Here is a 22805-nt window from a genome sequence, read left to right as displayed (position 1 = left end):
AAAAGTCCCTGGAAAACTCCGGCCCCGGGCCAGTCCGACCAGCGCTTTCGAGCCCTGCATCGGTGGCAGGGGCGACGGTCGGCGGCAGCGGCTCGTGACCCTTCCCATGGCACAGCATTGGTCAACTCCGCAACCCACTGCTGCCCAGCTGACGAGTGCCCCCTGTTCTGCGGGCATTTAGAACCGGTGCGGCATCACCTTCACCGGCGAAGGCCGTCGAGCCAAAGGGTTTCCATGCCCTACGGGCATCCAGCACCGTTGCGGCGCAATGTGGGCTGCGATGTTACCTGTTGGCCGGCAGGTTCAGGGATCAGCCCCGTGATCAATAGCATTCATATGGGGCATTTCTCTTGGGTGTGATTGGCGTGTCATCCGTGTGCTTCCGCTTCCGAAGCGGGCGGAGATGCCGCTATTTTCACGTCTCGGCGGCACTGTCGACTGTCGGGTTCTTTCCCGGGGTCGCAGGTGCCCTGAGTTGAATGGTCGACCGTCCCAAGTGCGTCCGGGTCCTGCGTAGGGCGGCCCCTCCTGGGCACTCCTCGGGCGCGCCTGCGCCAGTGCTCTTGGCTGTAGCCGAGCCTCAACCCTCCGAAAACACGAAGCCCAGAGTTCTTCAACTCGGGTCTCTTATGCCTCCACGGTGAATGCCGGTTCGTATCCGGCGTCGGTCTTGATGTCCTCGTACACGACGGTCTGACATAGCCGGTTCCACCGGTTGCCCAAAAGAAGAGCAAGTCCCATGGGGCAGGCGAGAAAGAGGTGCATGCGCCGAACCCGGCGGGTGGAGCGGCGAAGGTAGTCGCGGATGCCGACGGCCAGGGCGTTGGCGGCGGTGCTGTCGGGGACGGAGCTGTCGTTCGGAATGTCGCTCGCCGGCGTGAGGACAATGAGCTTACTGACAGGGAGGTGCTGCTCACGCAGATACTCCAGAACGTCCTCAGTGGGGTTCGTCGTGACGGCGATGGCGACAGCGACTTCGTCACCTTGGCCGATCTCCCGCTCGATGACTCCCGGGGCCAGGGCGGTGTCGAATGGATCGTTGGTGGACCAGAGCTGGCTGCCGATCCTCCCGCGCTGCATTGTCCCGAGGTCGGTACCGGTGACCATGCGAAAGGTGGTGCCGACCAGGAAAGCCGGCGCGAGACGGATGCTGCCCGTGATGGTGACGGCGGTGGTCCCGGCGGGCAGGCGTCCCGGCGCGGCCTCGATGTCTGCCTGCAGCTGGGCCCAGGTGTTCGGCCACAGGGGGCGACGCTTGGTGTAGTCGGAGTCGCCGTCGAAGCGGTCGACCCAGTCGATGGCATGGTCGGCGTCTGATGCCAGCGGGTCCGGCTTGAGAGTAGCGATCGACAGAACGGCCCGAGCGGGGCCGGCCGTTAGGCCGAGCTCGGCGACGGCAGCCTCGATCATCGCCAGGGTGAGTTCACGTCGACCCTCGCGGACCATCTTGGCGACCCAGCCGGCTCCCTCCTCAAGTGCCCGCTGATCGTCGCGAAGCCCGATGTTGGCCATCAGGATTCGAAGTTTCTCCTCGTGCCGGACGATGTCCAGAGCCAGGTCGAAGCGCAGCACCAACAGGAGATCCATGAGCTCGGCCTCGGTCAGCCCAGCCTCCTGCGCCCACCGGGCACGGGCCTTACCCCGATCCGACCTGACTCCGCCGACGCCCGCTTTGGGCATCAGGAGGCCAGTGCGGGCGTCACGGCCCGCCATCAGGTCGTCCGCGGGGTCGGCCGCCCGGTTCGTGACCAGCCGCAAGTCGGCGATGCCGCCGTCCGCGGTCAGTCCCTTCCACGTCCTGGCGATCTTATTGAGGATCGACGGACCACCGTTGGCGCTGGGCTTGGTCAAGTACTCCTCGTTGACCGGCGTGGCGGCGTCAACCGCGTACTTGACCTGTGTGTAGGTGTTCGGCGGAACGTCACGTAGCAGTACGACGTCGTCCAAGTTGCCCACGCCGTCGAGCTCGACGCCGACCGCGCGGACAGGGTTGTGCAGGCGGCCAGTAGTCTCGCGGAGGAGGATCAGGCAAGCCTCCCATGCGATGAGCCACTGGTAGTAGTCGCCGGTGGTGCGAACGCTGGTGGGGCCGGCGGCGGGAAGGTGGGCCATCAGTGCTCCTCAGTGAATACAGGGTGGGCTGCAGTTCCTCGGTGGGGGCGAGTAGGTCTTCGTCGGTAACCAGCCGGCCGGGAAAGGCTCGGAGGGCGGCGGCCGGGACCCGGCGCTGAATGAGCTCGGAGAATGTGTAGCGGGGCCGGTGAGCTCGACGACCTTGCGGACAGTCTCCGGCCGGATGCCGAGCGCCTGAGTGAGGACCGCATGGCGCTGCTCCTCGCCGAGGCGGGTGAAGATAGACGTGGCTGCTGAACGGCACATGACAGCGGGGCCGACGGCGCCGAGCCGGTTGGTGTATAGCACGACGACCGGAAGCCGGGCACCGGCCAGGCTGTCGATGCCGGCCAGGAACGCATCAACGCCCACCCGGTCCTCGAGGTGCAGCTGCTGGGCCTCGAGATCTGCGGCTTCGGATCCGCGGTGCCGTACATCCGAACCGCACGCTCACGCAACTCCAGCGAGTACTTGCTGGGGGCAGCCATGGTCGATTCTCCTCTCATGAGACCCATCTGAATCTCTGTCAACTTCCTCTGCGTCTCTGGGGGGGGAACCTCAAATCGCTGCAAGGGGCTATCCCGGAGCACAGCCGTGACCAGGGCGCCCTCTCTCTTCTCGCCATCTTCGACGTGGGCGTGGAGGTCGACTGAGTTCGGTGACCGCTGGGACCTGCTCGTATAGCTTCTCCGTGCGCACGCTCTGGTTCGAGACCGTCGCAACGGCGCCGATTGGCCAAAACAGCCACGTCCACGTCCAGTGCTGCCTACCCTGATCGTCAGCCAGTGGAAGCGCGGCGACACGAGGGCGTCGCGCAACAGGGGGGTGGAACATGGGACTTATCGCAGTACCGCTGAACGATGAGGACAAAGAGCCCACAGTGTTCGAGACCGACATCGAGCTCGTCGGCTCAGATCTTGAGCTTGCATCGGGAGATGCCGGTGTGGTGGCGCGGGCGCGCGTGTCCCTTGACGATGCCATGGCTCAGGTCCGGCCAACACTCACCCGGGTGGTTGACACGTTACGGGAACTCGGGCCTGATGAGGCCGAGGTTGAGTTCGGGCTCAAAGTTGGCGGCGACACCTCGGTGATTATCGCGAAGGGGACAGCCGAAGTGAATTTCGCTGTTCGGCTCAAGTGGGCGCGCACGGCGGACGCCAGCTGAGGAAGTGTCGACGAAGCGAGAAGGCTTCATCGTCAAGGTCCGGCAGAACACGAGTGGGCAAGCCGCGGGTGTCGGTTACGTCGTCGGCGAGAAGCACATTGCGACCTGCGCCCACGTAGTGAACGTGGCGCTGGGCCGCGACAAGGCCACCAGAACCCGCCCTCATGCCGATGCACGTGTCCAGGTTGAGTTCGCGCTGCTCGGCGACGCTGAGGGTGCGCCGTTGCGGAACTGCCGGATCGATGCCTGGGATCCACCGGCAGTCGACGGGGAATCTGGGCGTGATACTGCCGGCTTGGTGATGGTGGGAGGCGAGCCGTTACCCGCCGGCGCCGGCGCGGCACGGCTCTTGGATGCCCCTGCACGTCGTACCGACAAAGCCGACGTCTTTGGCTATCCCGCAACACCCGCGCGACCGGCAACCGGCGCCTGGAGCAGTTGCGTGCTCCGTGGGGCCGTTGGCGGCGGCATGATTCAGCTGGATCGGGAATCGGAGTCTGCGTTACGAGTCCAGCCCGGCTACAGCGGTGCTCCGGTCGTGATCCGGGACCAGTGGGGCGATGCTGTTGTAGCCATGCTCGCGGTGGCCAGCCGGATCGAGGCTGCCGGCGATGCATACGCCGTGCCGGCAGCAGAGGTCGCAGCGGCCTGGCCAGAGGCCCTTGGGCGCAGCATGCTTCCTGCCTGCCCCTATCGCGGACTCCACGCCTTCACCCCGGAAGACGCGGAAGCCGGCCTCTTTGTCGGACGGGAAAATGAAGTATCCCGACTGCATGAGATGGTCAAGGCACAGCCATTGGCCATGGTGACGGGGCCCTCTGGAGTGGGGAAAACCTCCCTTGTAGCCGCCGGATTGAAGCCCGCGCTGCAATCTGAGGGGTGGCGAGTAGTCACGTTCCGGCCCGGCACGTCGCCGTTCCATGCGGCCGCCCGCGCGCTGTTGGAGATCGAAAGTGCCGGGCGCGACCGTGTGAAGGATCTCGACAGCATGGCGAAGAGCCTGCGCGACGAGGGGTTCTGGCCCATTGCGGCAAAGACTGCTCTCGTCTCAAAGCAGCGACTTATTCTTGTCGCTGACCAGTTTGAAGAAGTTCTCAGTTCCGCGCACGGGGAGGCAGGGGAAGCGCTACCTTTCTTGCAAAGGTTCCTACCTCCTCAGGAGCGTCAACAAGCGCCGGACGTGCGCCTGGTGTGCACATTGCGATCTGATTTCCTCCCCACCTTGCTGGACCTCCCGGACATCGGCTCGCGTCTACAGGACCGGCAACTCAACGTCTCGCCTCTGGACGAGGCCGCCATGACCCGGGTGATCGTCGAACCGGCCCGGATGACGGGGGTTACCTTCGCCGAAGGGCTGCCCGAAATGATTTCGGCAGACGCATGCAAGGGCCCCGGTGGTCTACCGCTCTTGGAATTCGCCCTGACTGAACTTTGGTCGCAGCAAAGGCGGCGCCACATCACATATGACAGCTACCATCGCGTCGGAGGCGTCGCGGGGGCGTTGAACCGGCATGCCGAGCAAGCCTTTTCCTCGCTGACACGGCATCTGGAAGAGGACCGCATCCGCCGCGTGCTGCTGTCGATGGTGAGAGCGCGCACCGGGGCCGCGGACGCAGTACGCACCACGGTGCATCGAGCTCACCTTCAGCATGACTGGCACGTCGCTCAACAGTTGGCTGCCCCGGAACACCGCCTCGTCGTGCTGGGGTCACACGGCCCGGGTACTGCTGAAATCGCCCATGAAGCACTCATCCGCGAGTGGCGAAGGCTCGCCAACTGGGTAGACGCCGATGCGGACTTCCAGAGGTGGCTGACGATGATGGAAGAAAGAGCCGTTGAAGGCGACCTCCTCTCAGCGCAACGCGTGGCCGAGGCTCAGGGTTGGCTAAGCGAGCGGGCTCAGGACATCCCACCCAGCGTGGCCGACCTGATTGATGAGAGTCACCGTCAGGTAGTAGTGCAGGAGAACACCGAGTCGCTGCTCGTTCAGTCGCTGGAGGTGACTCAACAGCTGAGGGAACGTTCCAGTGAACTGGAGGAGCGGCAAAACGCGCTGGAAGCTTCGAACGCTGAACTGGAGGAAAAAGCAGAGCAACTACGTGCACAGAACCAACGCATCGAAGTGATAAACCAAGATATTGAGGAGGCGCGGGAGGTCCTTCAAGAGCGGAGTGAGCAGCTCGCAATAGCCATGCGCCACAAGACGGAGTTCGTGGCAAACATGTCGCACGAGATGCGGACACCACTCAACTCGCTACTGATCCTCTCCAAGTTGCTGGCCGAAAACTCCGAAGGACACCTTTCACCGAAGCACGTGGAATACGCCGAAACCATCCATGGCACCGGGTGCGATCTACTCCAGATCATCAACGATATTCTCGACCTGTCGCAGGTCGAGGCCGGAAAAATGGAGGTCTTCCCAACCCGAATCATATTGACGCAGCTCACTGACTACATCGAGGCGACGTTCCGACCCCTGACCGCCGAGAAGGGACTAGATTTCTTCGTGCGCGTGTCCCCGAACCAGCCCCCGGTGCTGCACTCCGACGAACGGCGGCTGCTGCAGATCCTGCGCAACCTGCTATCCAACGCAGTAAAGTTCACCGACGAGGGCACCGTAGAGCTAGTCATTCGGTCGGCCGGATCGGATGCCCCCGCGGCCATCCGCGAACTGCTCCTGGAGAGGGGTACGTTGCCGTCCCCAGATGCCGACCTGCTTGCCTTCTCCGTAACCGATACTGGAATCGGCATAGATCCGAGCAAGTTGGATGTCGTCTTCGAGGCCTTCAAACAGGCAGATGGCACCACCAGCCGTAAGTACGGCGGTACCGGCCTGGGGCTTTCCATCAGCAGGGAAGTTGCACAGCTGCTGGGCGGCGAGATCCACGCCGTGAGTGAGCCCAACCGTGGCTCCACCTTCACTTTGTTCCTCCCCAGGCTCCAAACACCGGCGAACAGCTGAGGGGCAACTTTCCCGTGAGCCGAAGCCCGAGTGATCTCTGTGCTCTGATCGTCTGCTGTGCGCGCATGCGGGTGGGCGCACAGTCGAGGCCCCGCCCGCAGCTGGTGGTGCAGCCGCGCACCTGCGGGAGCGGTTCCGACCTCGGCGTGGAGCAGAGCCCGTCCCCGGTGTGGTCCCCCGGGCTGCACAGACGAACGTCAGGCTCGTCAAATCGGTGGCGACGGCCGCCTGCGGGGCCCGCGTTCGATGGGCGATCTGCTCGGCAGCAGCCCCAGAAGTGCGCCATCATGTGGGAGAACCTCAGAGTGACTGCCGGCGCATCGCTGCATAGGGTCGAGGTTCATCGACCATGGCCCATGCGCGGGCGATTGACGCGACGGGCGAGGAAATGGCGCGGGATTACGACAGTCAGTTGCTGGAGTCGGTGGCGGTGCGCCGGCGCAGGATGCGGGATGCCCTGTTGTTCGGTGGGCAGCGGGGGCGGCGCACGGCGGACGAGCGGATGGGGAAGGTGTTCGCGGGGATCGTCATCACGGCCGTCCTGTGCGCGGGTTGTGTGGGGTGGTCCTTCCTGCAACACACACTGGCGCAGCAGAAGGCCGAGCAGGAGAAACAGCAGCGTCAGGTGCAGCAGTACGAGCACCCGACGCCGGCGAATTCCTAGAGGCCGATGGATGCGGAATGCCCCAGAGTTCTCGTTGGCGCGATGATAGGTTTTCGTAAGTGGTGAGCAGAACAGCGACTTCTCAGGCGCAACTGAGCCGAGTGACCTTGGTCGGTGAGCGACGTCGGGCCGATGTCGTCCTGCTGTCCGATACGCCTATTGGGCAGTTGCTCCCGGATGTCCTGCAGTTGTTGGACGACCGGCCTGCGTCGCGTCCTTTGACGCGGCAGTTGATGACGTCTGATGGTTCCGTTCTGCCGCATGACAGCACGTTGGCGTCGGCCGGGGTTGCCGATGGTGCGGTGCTTCGGCTGGTCCGGACGCATTCGGCGCCGCCTGCTCCTGTTGTGCACGATGTCACTGATCAGGTGGCTGACGATCTGGACTTGCGGTCTTGGCGTTGGCGTCCGGCCGCGCGGAGGGCTGCTGCGGGTGTGGCGACCGTCGCTTTCGCGGTGGTCGCCGCGGTGCTTGCCCGCCGGGAGTTCGCGCTCGGCGCCTTGGCCGGCGGACTGGCGGTGGTGGTGCTCGTGCTGCTGGTGGCGGGTGCGCTCGTTGCCAAGGTCGGGCGGGGCAACAGGGGTTTGGCGACGGCGCTGTTGCTTGCCGCCGGTGGGCTTGGCGTTCTTGCTGCGTGGTCGGCCGCCGATGCGTACGGCTGGCCGGGCATGGCGCGGCTTGCCGCTGTTGCGGGTGCGCTGGTGTTGGTGCTGGTGTTCCTCGGATTTTTCTCGCCGCTGGGCAAGGGCGGGCTCGTCGGTGCCGTGACGACCGCGACGATCACCTTGGTGTGGGAGGCGGTTGCCGGCGTTCAGGGCGATCCGGCGCGGCTCGGCGCGGTGATGGCGGTGGTGTCGCTGGTGCTGCTCGGTGTGCTGCCGAGGTTGGCGCTGATGGCGTCGGGGCTCACTTCGCTTGACGATCGCCGTTCGGGGGGCGTGTCGGTCAGTCGTCATCAGGTGGGTACCGCGCTGGCCGCGACGCACCGTGGCCTGGCGCTGTCGACGATCGTCACTGCGGTGTCGGCAGCCGGTGCCGGCTGGTTGCTCACCGCGGCCGGCGGGCCGAGCGTGTGGGCCGTGGTGCTGACGTCGCTCGTTGTTGTGGTGTTGGTGTCGAGGGCGCGGGCTTTCCCGTTGGTCGCCGAGGTCGTCGCGCTGGTTGCCGCCGCATCGTGTCTCGTCGTGCGCCTGGTGATGGTGTGGATGGAGCATGGCGGGGGCGTTGGGCCGCTTGTCGTGCTGTGTGTGGCTGCGGTGCTGCCGCTGGTCGTTCTGGCGGTGGAGCTGCCCGAGCATGTGCAGGTGCGGATGCGGCGCATGGCGGATCTCGTCGAGTCCGTTGGCATGGTGGGGCTCTTCCCGCTCGCCTTCGGTGTCTTCGGTGTATATGGGCAGTTGCTCAATCAGTTCTGAGTTGTTGTGCAGGCGCTGCGGGTGGGCAGCCGGTGGGGGTAGAGGGTAGGCATGCCGAACGGAGACGGCTGGCAGGGTGAGGTGCTGCGCGATCTGAGGGCGGATGCCCAACTGGATGCGCAGGCTCCCAATGGCCAGGCAGGTCGGGCTTCCATGCCCGGGTCGGGCCCGTCTGCGTCTGCGCACGTTTCTGCGCAGAGCGCCCAGGGGCCGGTTGCGGCCGGTGGGAGCGGTGGTGAGCCTGGTCAGGCTGCCTACCCGTACCAGGACCCGCAGTACGAGAGGCAGAGGGTTCCTCAGGGCGGCTGGCCGCAGCAGGCTCCGTACCCGTACCAGGAACAGCAGGCCCCAGGCCCCCAATCGCCACCGCAAAGCGCCCCCGTCTCCCGCCCCGCGGTGGATGAGGCCCTGGCCGGCGTCGTGCGGCACCGGCCGCAGCGCGGCGAGTCCTTCACCGCTCGTGCCGTACGGGCTGTGCGCCGTACGCTCTCCTCGTCGGCGGCGCGCGAGGTCGCCGAGGCCACTCGGACCGCTCAGGTGCTTCAGCAGCCGGTGACGACCGGGCGGCAGATCGCGGTGACGTCCATCCGGGGTGGCTCCGGCAAGTCGACCGTCGCGGCGTTGCTGGGCACCACGTACGCGCATTACCGGCAGGATCCGGTGCTGGTGCTCGAAGCCGATCCTGCGCTCGGTTCGCTGCCGCAGCGTCTTGGTGCCCAGGCGTTGCGCTGGACCACCAGCGATGTCGCCGACATCATCAAGCCGAACATGACGCTGCTCGATGTGACCGGCTATCTCGTGCAGTTGCCCAACAATGCCTGGCTGCTGCCGGCAAGCCAGGGGCAGATCGGTGTGATGCTGGACAGCCGGGCGTACGAGCGGGCCGTGGTGGCGCTGCGCCGCTACTTCGGTGTGATGGTCGTCGACTGCGAGACACTGCCGGCGGAAGTGGCCCGGGTCGCGCTCGCCTCCGCCCACGGTCGCGTGCTGACCGCACCGGCCACGCCGGAGGGCGTCACCAGCACGTATGCGGTGCTCCAGTGGATGCAGAAGCTGCCCCGGCAGGTGACCGCCGGCACGGTCGTCGTGCTCACCGAGTTGATGCCACGCGCCGGAATCGACCTCGACGAGGCCGCGCAGAAGCTCAGGTCCGCTGGCGTGAGTGTTCAAGTGCTGCCGTACGACCGGCACTTGGCGGGCGGTGGGTCGGTCGACACCGCACTGCTCGCTCCGCCGACCAGGGAAGCCGCCGCCCGCATCGCCGCGGATGTCTTCCAGCTCGCCCAAACGCGTCACTGACCGCCCTGCCGTACCCGACTGTGAATGACGGACGACGAACCGTGAATGACGGACGACGATGAGTACCCGACTGATCCACCGCCCGGCCCGGACCACCCGGCCCCCGGCCGCCACCGAGCCACGCGTCATCGAGGCCCCGCCCAACCTCCCCGAGGGCAAGGCGGGCAACATCGCGATGTCGCTGCTGCCCGTCGCCGGAGTCATGTCGTCGGTGGTGATGATGACGGTGGTCCGCAACAGCCAGTTCGCCGGGCTCGGCGCGATCATCCTCGTCGTCACCGTCATCGGCTCCATGGCGCTGGTCTTCTCACAGCGCGGCAAGGCCCAGCGCACCCGCCGCACCCAACGCGAGGCGTATCTGGCCTATCTGGAGGACCTGCGTGAGGAGCTCTCCGCCGACGAGCGGGGGCGCCGCGAGCGCGCCGAGGTCCTCAACCCGCCGCCGGCCGCTCTCTACGACATCGTGCGCGATCCGGCCCGTCTGTGGGAGCGTCGTCGCGCCGACGGCGACTTCCTGCGGGTGCGGGTGGGGACCGGGGAGATGCCGGTGCGGGGGATGCAGATCGCGCAGCAGGGGTCGTCGGTGCTGACCCCGCCCGACCGGTTCATGCTGAATGAGGCGTCGGCGCTGATAGGACGCTTCCGCACCGGTACCGATCTGCCGCTCACTGTTCCGCTGGACCGGGTCGGCAACGTCAGCCTCATCGGTCCCCGCGAAGATTGCCTGCGCGTGGCGCGGGCCCTGCTTGTGCAGTCTGCCGCCATGCACGCCCCTGACGATGTGGCGATGGCCCTTGCTGTGCCCGGTGATCGGCTTGCCGACTGGGAGTGGGCCAAGTGGCTGCCGCATCTCCTGGACGCCGAGCAGCTCGATGGCCCCGTCGCCGCTCGCCGTATCGCCCCCTCCACGCTCCAGCTCGCCCGGCAGCTCGGCCCGGAACTGCGTCGCCGCGCCTCCTACGCGGCCGAGGTGCGCCGCGGCCTGTCCGGAAACGACGCGCTGTCGATGACGTCCCGGTTGCTCGTCGTCGCCGACGGGCACGGCGAGGACGCCGTGGATCTACCGCGTCCCGACGAGGCGGTCGGGCTGCGCGAGATGGGGGTCACCGTGCTGCACCTGCTGGAGCAGCGGGTGCAGGAGCCGGGCCAGGTCGGGGTCCGGATCACCGTCGAGGGCGATCAGGTGGTCATCGAGGATCTGCGTGGGCAGGAGCCGATCGGCGCCCACGGCACGACGGACGAAGTGAGCGTTCCGTTCGCGGAGGGGCTGGCTCGGATGCTGGCGCCGCTGCGCCTGTCCGCGGAGTCACTGGCCGACGCCCCGTTGACCGGGCCGATCGACTTCGCCGACCTGCTCGGTATCGACGACGTGGCGCGACTCGACCTCACCCGCCTGTGGGCGCCGCGCGGCGAACGCGCCTTCCTGCGCGTGCCCATCGGCATCAACGATACCCACGAGCCGGTGTTGTTGGACTTGAAGGAGTCCTCTGAGCTGGGGATGGGTCCGCACGGCCTGTGCGTGGGCGCCACCGGCTCGGGGAAGTCGGAACTGCTGCGCACCATCGTCCTGGCCCTGGTGGCCACGCACCCACCCGAGGACCTCTCCCTGGTCCTGGTCGACTACAAGGGTGGCGCGACCTTCGCGCCGTTCACCAACCTGCCGCACGTCGCGGGCGTCATCACCAACCTGGAGAACCAGGCGGGCCTGGTCGAGCGCGTCCACGCCTCGCTCGCCGGTGAGGTCAAGCGCCGCCAGCAGGTCCTCAAGGACGCCGGCAACATCGCCGACATCGGCGACTACGCAGCCCTGCGCGCCAGCCAGCGCCCCGACCTGGAGGCGCTGCCGCATCTCTTCGTCGTCATCGATGAGTTCGGCGAACTGCTCACCGCCAAACCGGACTTCATCGACCTGTTCCTGTCCATCGGCCGCATCGGCCGCTCGATTGGCGTGCACCTGCTGCTGTCCAGCCAGCGCATCGAGGGCGGCCACCTCAAGGGCCTGGACACCTACCTCTCCTACCGTCTGGGCCTGCGCACCTTCTCCGCCGACGAGTCCCGCACCGTCCTGGACACCACCGACGCCTTCCACCTGCCGCCGCTGCCCGGCTTCGGCTACCTCAAGGTCGACACCAGCCACTACGACCGCTTCAAGGCCAGCTACGTCTCCGGCCCCTACCGCGGCCCCGCACAACGCAACGAGGACGAGGACACCGGCCCCCTCGCCCTCCCCTACACCACCTTCAACACCACAGCCGGTACAGAGGAAGCAGACGCCCCGGAGCTGGCGATGCGGCACCGCGAATCCGGCCCGACTGAACTGGCCGTCGTCGTCGACCAGTTGGCGAACGCCTCCGGTTCGGTGCGCCGCATCTGGCTTCCCCCGCTGCCCGACGCGCTCCCCCTGGACAAGGTCGCCGGCCCCTTGGACGTCGGCGCCCGCGGCACGCAGCTCTCCGGGCGCCGCGGCCCACTCGAAGTCCCCCTCGGTCTCCTCGACGACCCCACCAGGCAGTGGCAAGGCCAGTGGTACCTGGACCTGACCGTGGCGGGCGGCCATGCCGCCGTCATCGGCGGCCCCCAGTCCGGCAAAACCACCCTCCTGCGCACCCTCGTCCTCTCCCTCGCGCTCACCCACACTCCGCGCGAAGTCGGCATCTACGGCCTCGACCTGGTCGGTGGCGGCCTGGCGGCCCTGTCCGGCCTGCCGCACGTCGGCGGCATCGCCGGCCGCGCCGACCGCGAACGCGCCGCCCGCACCGTCGACGAAGTCCGCACCATGCTCGCCGCCCGCGAGGACCTCTTCCGCGAACACAACATCGACTCCCTCACCCAGCTCCGCGACCTCCACGCCGCAGGCCGACTCCCGCAATTGGCCTCCGCCGAGATCGTGCTGGTCATCGACGGCTTCGGCGCGCTGCGCGACGACTTCGAGGAGCTGGACGACGACGTCACCGACCTCCTCAAACGCGGCGGCGGCTACGGCATCCACATCGTCGCCGGCATGCTCCGCTGGAACGACGCCCGCATCGCCATCCAGTCGAACTTCGGCACCCGTATCGAGCTGCGTCTGAACGACCCCAGCGAGTCCTGCATCGACCACAAACTGGCCGCCACCCTCTCCCCAGACGAGCCCGGCCGCATCCTCACCAACGGCAAGCTCTTCGCCCAGGTCGCCCTCCCCCGCACCGACGGCATCGCCGACACCACAGACCTGGGCACCGTTCTGGAACGCACCACCCGGACCATCCGCGCCACCTGGAGCGGCGACGTCGCCCAGCCCGTACGCGTACTGCCGCACCTCCTTCAGCCCCACCTCCTGCCGGGGCCGGCCGCCGAACCCCACCAGGTCCCCATCGGCCTGGACCAGACCGCCCTCCAACCCGTCCTGCTCGACCTGTTCCAGCACGACCAGCACCTGCTGATCCTGGGCGACAGCGAATGCGGCAAGACCAACCTCCTCAAGACCATCGCCCACGGCCTCATCGACCGCTACGGCGAAGACGAGCTGGTCTTCGCCGTCATGGACCCCAGGCGCTCGCTGCGCGGCGCGATCCCTGAGGAGTTCAACGGCGGCTACGCCTACAACGCCAAGATGTGCGCGGGCCTTGCCACCGGCGTCGCCGGCGTCCTGGAAAAGCGACTGCCCGACGACAGCACACGCCCTGAGGACCTGCAGCCCGGCAGCTGGGGCGGCGGCCCCCGGATCGTCGTACTCGTCGACGACTACGACGTCCTGACCACCGCCGGCCAAGAACCCCTGGCCCCCTTCCTCCCCTACATCCCCTCCGCCATCGACATCGGCCTCCACTTCGTCCTCACCCGCCGCGTCGCAGGCGCCTCACGCGGCCTGTACGAGCCATTGGTGCAGAGCCTGCGCGAGTCGGGCTCCTCGGCGCTCGTCATGACGGGCGACCGCAGCGAAGGCCAACTGTTCCCCGGCGTCTACGCCACCCAACAGCCCCCCGGCCGAGGCGTCTTCATCCGCAGAGGGCGACCCAACCGCCTCATCCAGACCGCGTACTCACCCACCTGACCCGGCACCGCCGGCAAATCCACGACATCCCCAGGCAGTGCATCGACAACTAAATCCCGTCACGAGGACTCCCGCCTGACGGCACCGGCGTAAGGAGTCGTATGGAGCGCGTCAGAGGGACGTAAGGCCCGAACACCTTCGAGCCCCAGGCTCATACGGTCGAGTCGCTCATCCGCCGAACCGACACCCGCGGATGGGTCGACGAACACCTGACGGGGGAGCCAGCATGACGGCAGAGCACTTCCAGGCACATCCGGACGAGATACGAGACCTGGCAGGTGAGTTCACCTCCGTGGTCGATGAACTCACCGCACACATCGCGGGCTTCGTCGGCGACGCCATCGAGATCGGCGAGGCTTTCGGGCTGCTCGGCGCGTGCACCGGAGTCACCTCGCAGTACACGGAGATGGTGAACAACACCAGCGAAGGTCTCAACGAAATCGCCCAGTTACTCGCCAACTCCGCATCCGGGCTCCAGACGTCCGCCGACAACTACACATCGGTCGACACCCACACCAGCTCGACGATGGAGGTCTGACCATGGACCTCAACGGCTACCTCGTCGACAAAGTCGTCCCCGTCCTGGAGCTGCTGAACATTCCCTGGCCCGGCGGCGATCCCAAGACCCTGCGCGCCCTCGCCGGCCGTTGGAAACGCATGAGCCAGGACCTTCTGGAGACCGCCGAGCATCTCAACCGGCGGGTGGACGGAGTGGTCAGCGTCACCTGGCACGGCGATGCGGCCGACGCGTTCAAGGCGCACTGGCATCAGCAGTACGAGTCCCTCCAGGCGACGTCGAAGAACTTCGCCGAGGTGCAAAAGCAGCTCGACGCCTACGCGGACGAGGCCGAGGCGATCGTCAAGGAGATCACCGAAATCGCCCTGGAGATCGCGGAGACCGAACTCGCGGGCGCCCTGCTGACGGTGGTCACGGTCGGCATCTCCGACGCGGTGGCAGCGGCCGCCTCCGGGGCCCGCGCCCTGAAGATCGTCAAGTTGGTGGAGCGGTTCAGCAAGCTCGCGGAGGATGCCGAGAACGCCGTCCTCGAACTGGCCCGCGGCTCCCGGCTCCTCACCCGGACGATCAAGGGCCTGTCCAAACTGGTCGCGGACGCCGTCAAGAACACCGCCATGAACTACGCGGGCACCGTGGGCACCAAGCTGGCCACCGGGCAGTCCGTGACCAGGGACGACCTGAAGAACGCGGCAATCGCCGGGACCGTCGCCGCCGGACCGGGAGCCCTGGGCCAGGGCCTCGGCTCCCTGGGCAGGCACGGCGCGCCCAACGCCTTCGAGAAGGTCCTGAGCGGCGAGGGCCTGAAGGGCGGCGCAGCGAAGGCCCAGGCCATCGCTTCCGGCGCGGTCACCAGCGCGGGCGGCACAGCGGCAGCGGAGTGGGGCGACGACTCCGCCGCGGCCGACACCGCGACCAGCTTCGTCTCGGGCGCCTGGGGTGCGCACCACGCGCACGCGTACCCCCGCGAGGACGCCAAAGGCCCGTTGCAGGGAACCCTTCGCGAAGGCTTCAAGATCGCGGCAAACGGCACTGCCTACGCCGGCGGCGGCATCGTCGAACACACCCTCACCAACGGCCACCTCCCGGAAGCGGGAGGAGAGATGACGGACAAGGACGGAGCCGTCCAGCTTCCCGACGAAGCAGCGAGCGCCGGCGGAACCGGCTCCGGGAGGTAGACGGGCGTGTGGCCGTTCAGGAGTGGACCGCGGCCGGGCAACGGCCGGCGCAGGCGGCCGGAGGGAGCACCCCGGCCCGCATCACGCACGCCCGAGGACCTGGACGCCGAATGGGACCAGATCGGCCCCGGTTGGCGGGCGCTGAGGGACCGTAAGGCGCGGCGGGCCGCGGAGGACCGGGCCCCGCGCCCGCTGTTCTACGCCTGCTCCTTCCAACGCGCCGCCACCGGCGAACTACCCGCTCCGACCGCCGCCGACGGCCCCGTCGAAGCACTGCTGTGGCAGCGCACCCAGCGCCGATGGGGCCCCACCGGACGTAGCTCCTACGAACTCCCCTCCTCCGGCGTCATCCTGTTTCTCCCCCGGCCTCTCCCCCTGCTCGGCGTCTACCCGCGGAGTCCTTACTGGCCCGCGACCACAGGCGACTTCCCGGCCGCCCCGAAGCGCCACCTGCGCCTATGGCCCGTGCACGTGCCCGGCCACACGGACACGACCGTGATCGTCGCCGACGAACGGGTCTACCGCGCCGTGACAACACCCGAGGTGCTCGGCCGGCCGCAACTGGCCGGCCGGCACTGGCAACTGGAAGGGCACACCGCCGTCGCCTGGTCCCGCGGCCACAGCGCGCCTCAACTCCTCCACGAACTCGCCATCGACCTCCACGCTGTGGTCGCCGAGCTCTCCTCGCAGGGCCTCGCCGAGTAGCCGCAGCACCGCATGGCTCCGAAGCACTGAGGTCAGAACAACCCGCGCTGCCCGAGTCCGCCCCCCTGCCTTGGCCAAGTTGGGCGGGATCACGTTCATGGTCCAGGATTGCGACGAGGCCACAAGGCGCCAGGATGGATCCGCCAACCGAGCTGTGCCGCACAGGGGACTTCCCCGCACACGAGCCACGGGACGCGCGGCTTCCACACACGAACGACGAAGGACCCGTCGACCCCATGACCAAGGACGTCATCGCCCTCACCCAGCGCATGCCCGACCCGTGGACCCTGCTCGCCGGCCTACTCTCCGGCGGCCCCGACAACCTGATGGACACCACCGGCGAGGGCGCCGTCATCCGCCTCTGCGACGCCGAAGGCCGCCCCCTCGTCGCCGTCGAATCGCCGCTGCTCGTCCAGGTCGAAGGCGAAGCCGAACGACTCCTCGGAGCCACCCCACCGCCGCTCCCCTACTGGTGGACCGAAGCCCGCGCCACCACCGGCGTCGAACACGCCGAGCAACTCGCCGGCACCTTCGCCGCCCGCCTGGCCACCCTCGCCGACGGCTCCGCCTGGCCACCCGAGGCCGCGCGCTCCCTGGCCGTGGTGCAGACCGAAGGCGTGACCGTGGCCCCCACGCCCGCCACCGCACAACCCACCGTCGACGTCCTCACCGACAAGGTCGCCGTCGTCATCCAAGACCGCCCAGTGATCGCCATGACCGCCTGGCTCTCGGACGCCTTCCGCACCGCCGCCACCGCAGGGCTCGGCCTCCAGATCGTCACCCCACCAGGCACCACCCTCTCCCCTGCCGTCCGCGACAGCCTCGGCAACTGGCCCTCCCGCTGGGTCATGCGCGACGACCACGACGGCTACTACGACGGCCTGACCGGAGCTGTACTGCGCTGGCAGGACGGCATGTTCGCCCCCGTAGCAGCGGCCGAGGCGACCGCCGACGACCCGCGCACCCCGGTGGCCGCCTCCTACCAGGACGTCTCGGCCACGGACGAGCGTCAGCTGGCGGTGACGTTCCGCACGGTCCACCCCGCCTCCGACCACCTGGAACTCGGCGGCGCACTGGAGTCGCTATGGCGCGAACTGACCGGCCGGCCCCCGGCCGGCTGGGGCACCGCCGAACCCGCCAACCTCCCCTGGTCACCGCGCCACCTCACCGACCTCGCCCGCGAACGAGCACCCGAACCGACCTGGATCGTCGTAGTCGGCAGCCCGGACCGCCCCGGCCTCGCAACCGCCCGCATCAGCCGTACGAAGGCAGGCGTGGAGGAACACGTCACCCTGAAGTTCGGCTACGGCCCCGACGAAGAACCACCCGTGGACACCCTGCCCGCGGCCGCAGAACTGCTCGCCACCCGGCACGGCCTCCAGTCGATGCTCGTCCAGATCCGCAAAGCCCGCCGCGACCTGGCGGTACCGCCCCGCTTCGAAGGCCCAGGCGTCCCCCTGGCCTTCGTCCTCGGCGCGGAGGAAGTCCGCCAGATGCCCGACGACCGCACTCACCACACCCCGCTCGCCCAGGCACCCGTCCCCCTCGGCCCGAAGAACCGCCCCGCGCTGTACTACCCGTTCCCCGGCGACCCGTCGGACCTCTCGGGCTGGCAGGACTTCGAACGCCTGATGCGACACCTCAAAGGCGCCTGAGAGGGACTAACCTGTCGGGCCAAGCAAGGGCCTACACGTCCAACACACCGCAGACGGTGACGGCCCGGGCGCCAAGCCGGGATTGTCCGAAGGGTCCCGTCACTAGGCGCTTCTGACATCGCTCTCGCCGAAGAATGCGCGGGCCGATCTATCGGACAGGGTCTGGCCTCTCTCTACTTCGGAGCCTCAAGTGCACACGCGACAGGCCAATCACACCGAAGGAAAATGTCGCATATGGACGCTACTGGCGGCGGGCCCTTGATCTCGAGCCTTCTAGCCAACCGCTAGACTCGCAGCTCACACAGCGTCGCGACGACTCCGAACGCCCGCAGGGGCCGCATCGAATCGGAACGCCCGTAGGGCATGGAGACACCGGCCCGCCCCGGGCGCAGAGCAAGGCCACAATGGCTCTGCTCTGCCACCTCCGCCCGCTGCCGTTGTTCAGTACGAGCGCCCGCACACCCACCCCTGCGCCCTACGGGATTCCGCCAAGGAGCGTCGGCGCAGACGACGGAGGTCGGAACCAGCGCCCAACGGAGCGCCTTACGGACGAAGAGAGTTCCACCCACTTCGCCTGGGGAGGGATCCGCACGGCTGCTCCCAGGGAAGCCGTCACGGACTCAGGCGTGTCTGACTGATTCCTGGTGCCTTACTTCTCGGGCCGACCTGGCCCTTGAGCGGTTGTCACACCCTCGTCATAACATCGGGATTGTGAATTGCACCGGTTGCGCCTCGGTTGATAGGCATGACCGTACATACGCACGTCGAGTCTGGTGGGGGAGCCGATGAAGTTCGACATGGGGGCGCAGACGCTCTCGACGCTGAGGTCGCAGTCGCAGGGGTCGAGCACGGAGCTGGGGACGTTGATCCACCAGCTCGTGCAGGCGGCCCAGCCGCTGGAGGGGAAGTTCAACGGCGCGGGCAAGGCCGCCTTCGACTCGTTCAAAACGCACGCCGACGAGATCACGGCCGAGTTGAACAGCGCACTGTCGGCCATCGTGGGTGGTCAGTCGGGCATGGAGTCGGCCTTCGGCTCCGGCGTCCAGGAGCAGGCCGACAACGCTCGGACGCAGATGTCGGCGGCCAACTTCGACGCGGCCCGCTTCTCCGGCCGCTGACCACTCGGCCGCGGCAGAGGAACGTAAGACCAGATTTCCACGGGGAGGATTGTGATGGCTGCTGGCATGGACCGGCGTTCGTACGACTCGGGCGCGTCGGCGGAGGCCCAGGGCAACATCCAGGCGGTGATCGCGCGCCTGGAGCAGGTGATCGCGGCCCGTGATTCGCAGGTCAAGCAGGCGATGGCGGACTTCACCGCGGACGGTGTCGCGGACGAGTACCACGGCAAGGAACTGCGCTGGAACCGCGCCTCCCAGGAGGTCAAGAACATCATCCACCTGCTGAAGACGACGTTGGAGAAGAACGACGCGACCGCGCACCAGACGCTCGCGCGCGCGAAGTCCGCGGTCGACAACATCGGCTGAGCCGCCCGGGCGCATCGCCCTGGGGAAGGGATCCCCTGGCGGTGGCAGCGTCGCGCGGGTAACGGGGGCGGTACGGCAGAGAGGTATGCAGGGGGGCGTTCATGGCGTCGTGGGACATTCAGCCGCAGGGAGTGCAGGGCCAGTTGAAGGTCGTCGGCGCGCACGCCGAGGACCTGGGGGACGTTCTGAGCACCCTGCTCGCGGACCTACGGGAGGCAGCGCAGGCGGCAGGCACGGCCGTACCGGGCTCACAGGCCGCGACCGCACCACACGGGCCGGTGACGGCGGGGAGCGGAGTGCGGGATCCCTCGGGCACGCCCTTGCTGTCGCAGACGTCGACGGGGCCGGTCGCCGCCGCGCTGTCCGAGTATGCGACACGCCGCCAGAACGACTTCAAGGCGATGGCCGACCGTTGCCAGGCAGCCGTCCTGGGCGCGGTCAAAGCCACCAATGAGTACGTCCAGGGCGATCTGGAGGCGGCGAGGAACGCCCAGAACGCCGCCCGGGCAGTTCGCCTGGAGGCGCTCAAGGACGCCGGGGGGAAGCAGAGATGAGCAACGCACCGGTCGACCCGTCCGAGGTGCCGGTCTTCACCGGCGATCTCGACCTCCTCGAAACCAAGGTCAAGTCGCTGTCCCACAGCGGGCCCAAGGTCGAGACCGCCGGCTCGGACGTCCACTCCTCCTTCGGTGGACTGTCCGCCTACTACAAGGCACCCGAGGCGGAGCAGCTGTTCGCCGTCACCAAGCCCGTGGCGGACAAGGCCCACGACGTCAGCCACGACATGCACGTCATCGCCGGCGCCCTGGGCACCTACGCCCACGAGGTCCGCCCGCTGGTCCACCAGCTCCAGCAACTCAAGCAGGACGCTGCCGACTTCCGCCACAAGGTCGACGGCAGCGACGACGACTGGCGCGAAGACGGCGACCTGGTCGAGGAGAACCTGGCCCGCCGCAACAAGATCGCCGAGGTCTGGGCCGCGTTCCAGGCAGCCGAACGCGACTGCCATGCCAAGATCGTCGGCCTGGTCGGCGGCAAGTCCCTCCACGCCATCGACGCCTCCCACAAACAGGGCTACGGCTACGACGCCGAAACCCTCAAAGAATCCAAGAGCCTTCCCTGGGGCGACGCGGTCGAGGAATCCGCTCCCTGGTGGAAGGTCTGGGTCCACGCCTACGACTTCGGCAAGGGCGTCGTCATCGACGGCGTGTGGGGCACGATCAGGGGCCTGGGCACCCTGCTCGGCGTCGACGGTTCGGAGGCCGCCGGCCAGGCATGGTCCGGTCTGGCCAAGCTCGCCACCGGCTCCTTGATCCTCACCACCCTGCCGCTCGCTCCCATGTACCTGATGACGCCGGGGCACATGCTCCCCTCCTGGCTGCGAGAATCACGTACCGCGATGCTGGAGGCCGGCAAGGCGTTCGTGGCCTGGGACCAATGGGAATCCAACGGCCCCCGGGCCGCCGGCGCCGTCGCCTTCAACATCGTGACCGCGATCCTCACCCGCGGCGGCGGCGCCGCGGTGGAAGGCGCAGGCAAGGCCGCCGCAGCGACCAGGGCCCTGAACATCGCCGGCAAGGTCGGCCAGGCCATCGACCCCATGACCTACGTCTTCAAGGGCGCAGGCGCCGGCCTGTCGAGACTCGGCGACGTGGTGGCCCGCCTCAAGGACGCCGGCCACTTCCAGACCCCCAAGATCTCCGAAGGCGCCTTCAGCCTCCCCGAAGGCGCCACCAGGCTGCCGGACGGCACCGTCCAACTCCCCAAGGACACGGCCATACCAGCGGGCGCAACCAAGCTCCCCAACGGCACCATCAAACTGCCCGAGGGCACAACCGTCTTCCCGCCCAACACCGTCAAGGACCCCTTCACCGGCAACTACACAGACGGCGCCGGCCACCTCTACAACAAGGACGGCACCCTCCTCCAACACGCCGACGACGCCCCCAAGAACAAGCCCGCACAACCGGCTACAGGAGCGGACAACCCGCGGTTCGAGACACCGGTCCGTCAGGATCAGCCGGTCCTAGCCGGCGTTGGCGGACGGGGCGACGATGTCGCACGCGTCGGCTCGGAAATCTCCGAACCGGCCCGCGCCGTGGACGACGCCTCAGTCGTCCACACCGACACAACTCCGGGCGGCACCGCAGGACACAGCCTTGGGGGCCACGCGGGCGACCACACGCCCACGAACAACGTGGAAAATGAGGCAGGTAGAGCAGGCCGCACTGGTGACACCGCCCCCACGATTGGCGACGGCCACACAGGCGCCCCGTCCACACACGGTGGCGACACCCCGTCCACCGGAGGCCATGGCTCAGACGACCCGACGGTCCCGCGCCAAGGTCAGCACGGGGCCGGTGTCGGGGCGGCCGGGCACGACCCGCATGTCCCGGAGCGTTCGGGCGGGACACCCGACCACGGCGCCGCTGGCTCTGCCTCCAGCCCGGAAGAAGCGCTCTCCCCCGATACACACGTGGGCGAAGACGGAACTGTTCCACCTCCTGGGCAGGGTCAGAAGCTCTTGGAGCAGATCGACGTCAACCAGCCTTATGTGGCCAGGAAGGACGGCCTCATCACCCACATCGACGAGAAACCAATCGCTGACTACCTAGATGAGCTGGCCCAAAAGCGCGGAGCTGAGTACCGAGACGCCAGGGACTCAGGTGCCTTTCCCAGGAAGCAGACAGGGGCTTGTGTCGGATCCGTGATGGACCTCCGGACAGGCACAATCATCGAAGGCATCAACGGTAAGGCGGATGTCGTCATCAAGCTGGACGACCTGCACCCCACCCTGCGGGAGAGGTTGGAAACGATTGGGGATCCCCCGCCGCACAAGGACAACCCGCTGGGCCATGCCGAGGTGAAGGCGGCCAACGAGCTGCTTTGGATGCGTACGCGACAGGGACTGCCGGACGACGCCTCTGTTCTCGCCGAGATGCGCGCGTCGGTCGACTTCCCCTACCTCAACGACGCCTCAACGGGTCTTCCTGGCAGGCGAGCTCCCTTCTGCGCGAACTGCAACCATATGCTGCAAGGGCTGCCCAGCAGCCACGGGAGGTTCACCGGCTTCCCACCGAATGACGAGAACTGGATTCCCTGATGACTCCTGCACTGCGAATCGACGTTGATGGTCCGGACGTTGACATGGATGACGCTCAGCGTTTGCTCTATCGAGGTGAGCCCTTCACCGGAGAAGTAGCCGAACATCAAAGCGGACACCTGATCAGCCTGGATGAGTACACCGATGGAATCCTCAACGGACATTCTCGCGAGTGGTACCAAGACGGCACGCTGCGTTCCGAGGGGATTGTCCGGGACGGCCAGGCTGTGGGCGAGTTCAAGGAGTGGCATCCCAACGGAGCCTTGAAGTCCCGAAAGTTCTTCGACAGTTCCATCGCTTCTCTCCGCGAGGAGGACACGTGGGATGAGCACGGAGTTCAGTTGACCTCTTGGCGCCGCAACGACACCTGAACCAGAAATACCAAGTGCTTGATTTCCATCCGGTTTGGCACGGCGCGAAATGATGCCGAGAGTGGTGGAGGCTCGACTGCTGACGCTCATGGGACGGGTGGTCCAAGTACCCTCGAAGAGCACTCTCCAGTACGTCTGGAAGGCG

15 protein-coding genes and 2 pseudogenes are annotated in these 22805 nt (G+C 67.5%); 16 read left to right on the top strand and 1 reads right to left on the bottom strand.

The features are described 5' to 3' along the window. Positions 1-627: 627 nt before the first annotated feature. A complete protein-coding gene (locus ACIQE0_RS01985) occupies positions 628-2112 on the bottom strand; it encodes an SAVED domain-containing protein (protein ID WP_402328365.1) in 1485 nt (494 codons plus the stop codon). An 832-nt stretch (positions 2113-2944) separates the two neighbouring features. Here ACIQE0_RS01985 and ACIQE0_RS01980 point away from each other — a divergent pair. The 16 genes and pseudogenes from ACIQE0_RS01980 (at position 2945) to ACIQE0_RS01905 (ending at position 22660) form a co-directional block, all read left to right on the top strand. Then, positions 2945-3277 (top strand): CU044_2847 family protein, encoded by a 333-nt coding sequence (locus ACIQE0_RS01980; RefSeq protein WP_402328364.1) that lies wholly within the window; start codon positions 2945-2947, stop codon positions 3275-3277. Between the two features lie 301 nt (positions 3278-3578). Further along, positions 3579-5051 (top strand): annotated as a pseudogene (locus ACIQE0_RS01975) (ATP-binding protein); the annotation flags it as partial. A 189-nt stretch (positions 5052-5240) separates the two neighbouring features. Beyond that, positions 5241-6212, top strand: a pseudogene (locus tag ACIQE0_RS01970) (sensor histidine kinase); the annotation flags it as partial. 415 nt (positions 6213-6627) lie between these two features. After that, positions 6628-6903 (top strand): hypothetical protein, encoded by a 276-nt coding sequence (locus ACIQE0_RS01965; RefSeq protein ID WP_366334364.1) that lies wholly within the window; start codon positions 6628-6630, stop codon positions 6901-6903. Positions 6904-6962: 59 nt separating this feature from the next. Then, entirely contained in the window at positions 6963-8318 is a 1356-nt protein-coding gene (gene eccD / locus ACIQE0_RS01960) for a type VII secretion integral membrane protein EccD (protein ID WP_402328362.1), read from the top strand. A gap of 51 nt (positions 8319-8369) precedes the next feature. Continuing rightward, positions 8370-9617, top strand: coding sequence for a MinD/ParA family protein (locus tag ACIQE0_RS01955; RefSeq protein ID WP_402328360.1), 1248 nt, complete (start codon positions 8370-8372; stop codon positions 9615-9617). A 58-nt stretch (positions 9618-9675) separates the two neighbouring features. Beyond that, positions 9676-13650 (top strand): type VII secretion protein EccCa, encoded by a 3975-nt coding sequence (eccCa, locus tag ACIQE0_RS01950; RefSeq protein WP_402328359.1) that lies wholly within the window; start codon positions 9676-9678, stop codon positions 13648-13650. A 226-nt stretch (positions 13651-13876) separates the two neighbouring features. Next, the gene (locus tag ACIQE0_RS01945; protein ID WP_366334217.1) at positions 13877-14188 is read left to right on the top strand and encodes a type VII secretion target; all 312 of its coding nucleotides are present in this window, start codon (positions 13877-13879) and stop codon (positions 14186-14188) included. 2 nt (positions 14189-14190) lie between these two features. Beyond that, a complete protein-coding gene (locus ACIQE0_RS01940; protein ID WP_402328357.1) occupies positions 14191-15342 on the top strand; it encodes a WXG100 family type VII secretion target in 1152 nt (383 codons plus the stop codon). Between the two features lie 6 nt (positions 15343-15348). After that, positions 15349-16047: a hypothetical protein gene (locus tag ACIQE0_RS01935; RefSeq protein WP_402328355.1), complete on the top strand. Its 699-nt coding sequence runs from the start codon at positions 15349-15351 to the stop codon at positions 16045-16047. A gap of 236 nt (positions 16048-16283) precedes the next feature. Further along, a complete protein-coding gene (locus ACIQE0_RS01930) occupies positions 16284-17702 on the top strand; it encodes a DUF6177 family protein (protein WP_402328353.1) in 1419 nt (472 codons plus the stop codon). A gap of 785 nt (positions 17703-18487) precedes the next feature. Continuing rightward, positions 18488-18820: a hypothetical protein gene (locus tag ACIQE0_RS01925; RefSeq protein WP_366334191.1), complete on the top strand. Its 333-nt coding sequence runs from the start codon at positions 18488-18490 to the stop codon at positions 18818-18820. Between the two features lie 54 nt (positions 18821-18874). Further along, positions 18875-19186: a pore-forming ESAT-6 family protein gene (locus ACIQE0_RS01920; RefSeq protein WP_366334189.1), complete on the top strand. Its 312-nt coding sequence runs from the start codon at positions 18875-18877 to the stop codon at positions 19184-19186. Between the two features lie 101 nt (positions 19187-19287). Beyond that, the gene (locus ACIQE0_RS01915) at positions 19288-19740 is read left to right on the top strand and encodes a DUF6507 family protein (protein ID WP_402328351.1); all 453 of its coding nucleotides are present in this window, start codon (positions 19288-19290) and stop codon (positions 19738-19740) included. After that, positions 19737-22289, top strand: coding sequence for a hypothetical protein (locus tag ACIQE0_RS01910; RefSeq protein WP_402328349.1), 2553 nt, complete (start codon positions 19737-19739; stop codon positions 22287-22289). The genes ACIQE0_RS01915 and ACIQE0_RS01910 overlap by 4 nt, the downstream gene beginning before the upstream one ends. After that, the gene (locus ACIQE0_RS01905) at positions 22289-22660 is read left to right on the top strand and encodes a toxin-antitoxin system YwqK family antitoxin (protein WP_402328347.1); all 372 of its coding nucleotides are present in this window, start codon (positions 22289-22291) and stop codon (positions 22658-22660) included. The genes ACIQE0_RS01910 and ACIQE0_RS01905 overlap by 1 nt, the downstream gene beginning before the upstream one ends. Positions 22661-22805 lie beyond the last annotated feature (145 nt).

Source organism: Streptomyces sp. NPDC093097, from assembly GCF_044754325.1.
Taxonomy (GTDB): domain Bacteria; phylum Actinomycetota; class Actinomycetes; order Streptomycetales; family Streptomycetaceae; genus Streptomyces.
Note: the sequence above shows the minus strand (reverse complement) of the source record. Positions and strands in the feature narration are given on the sequence as shown.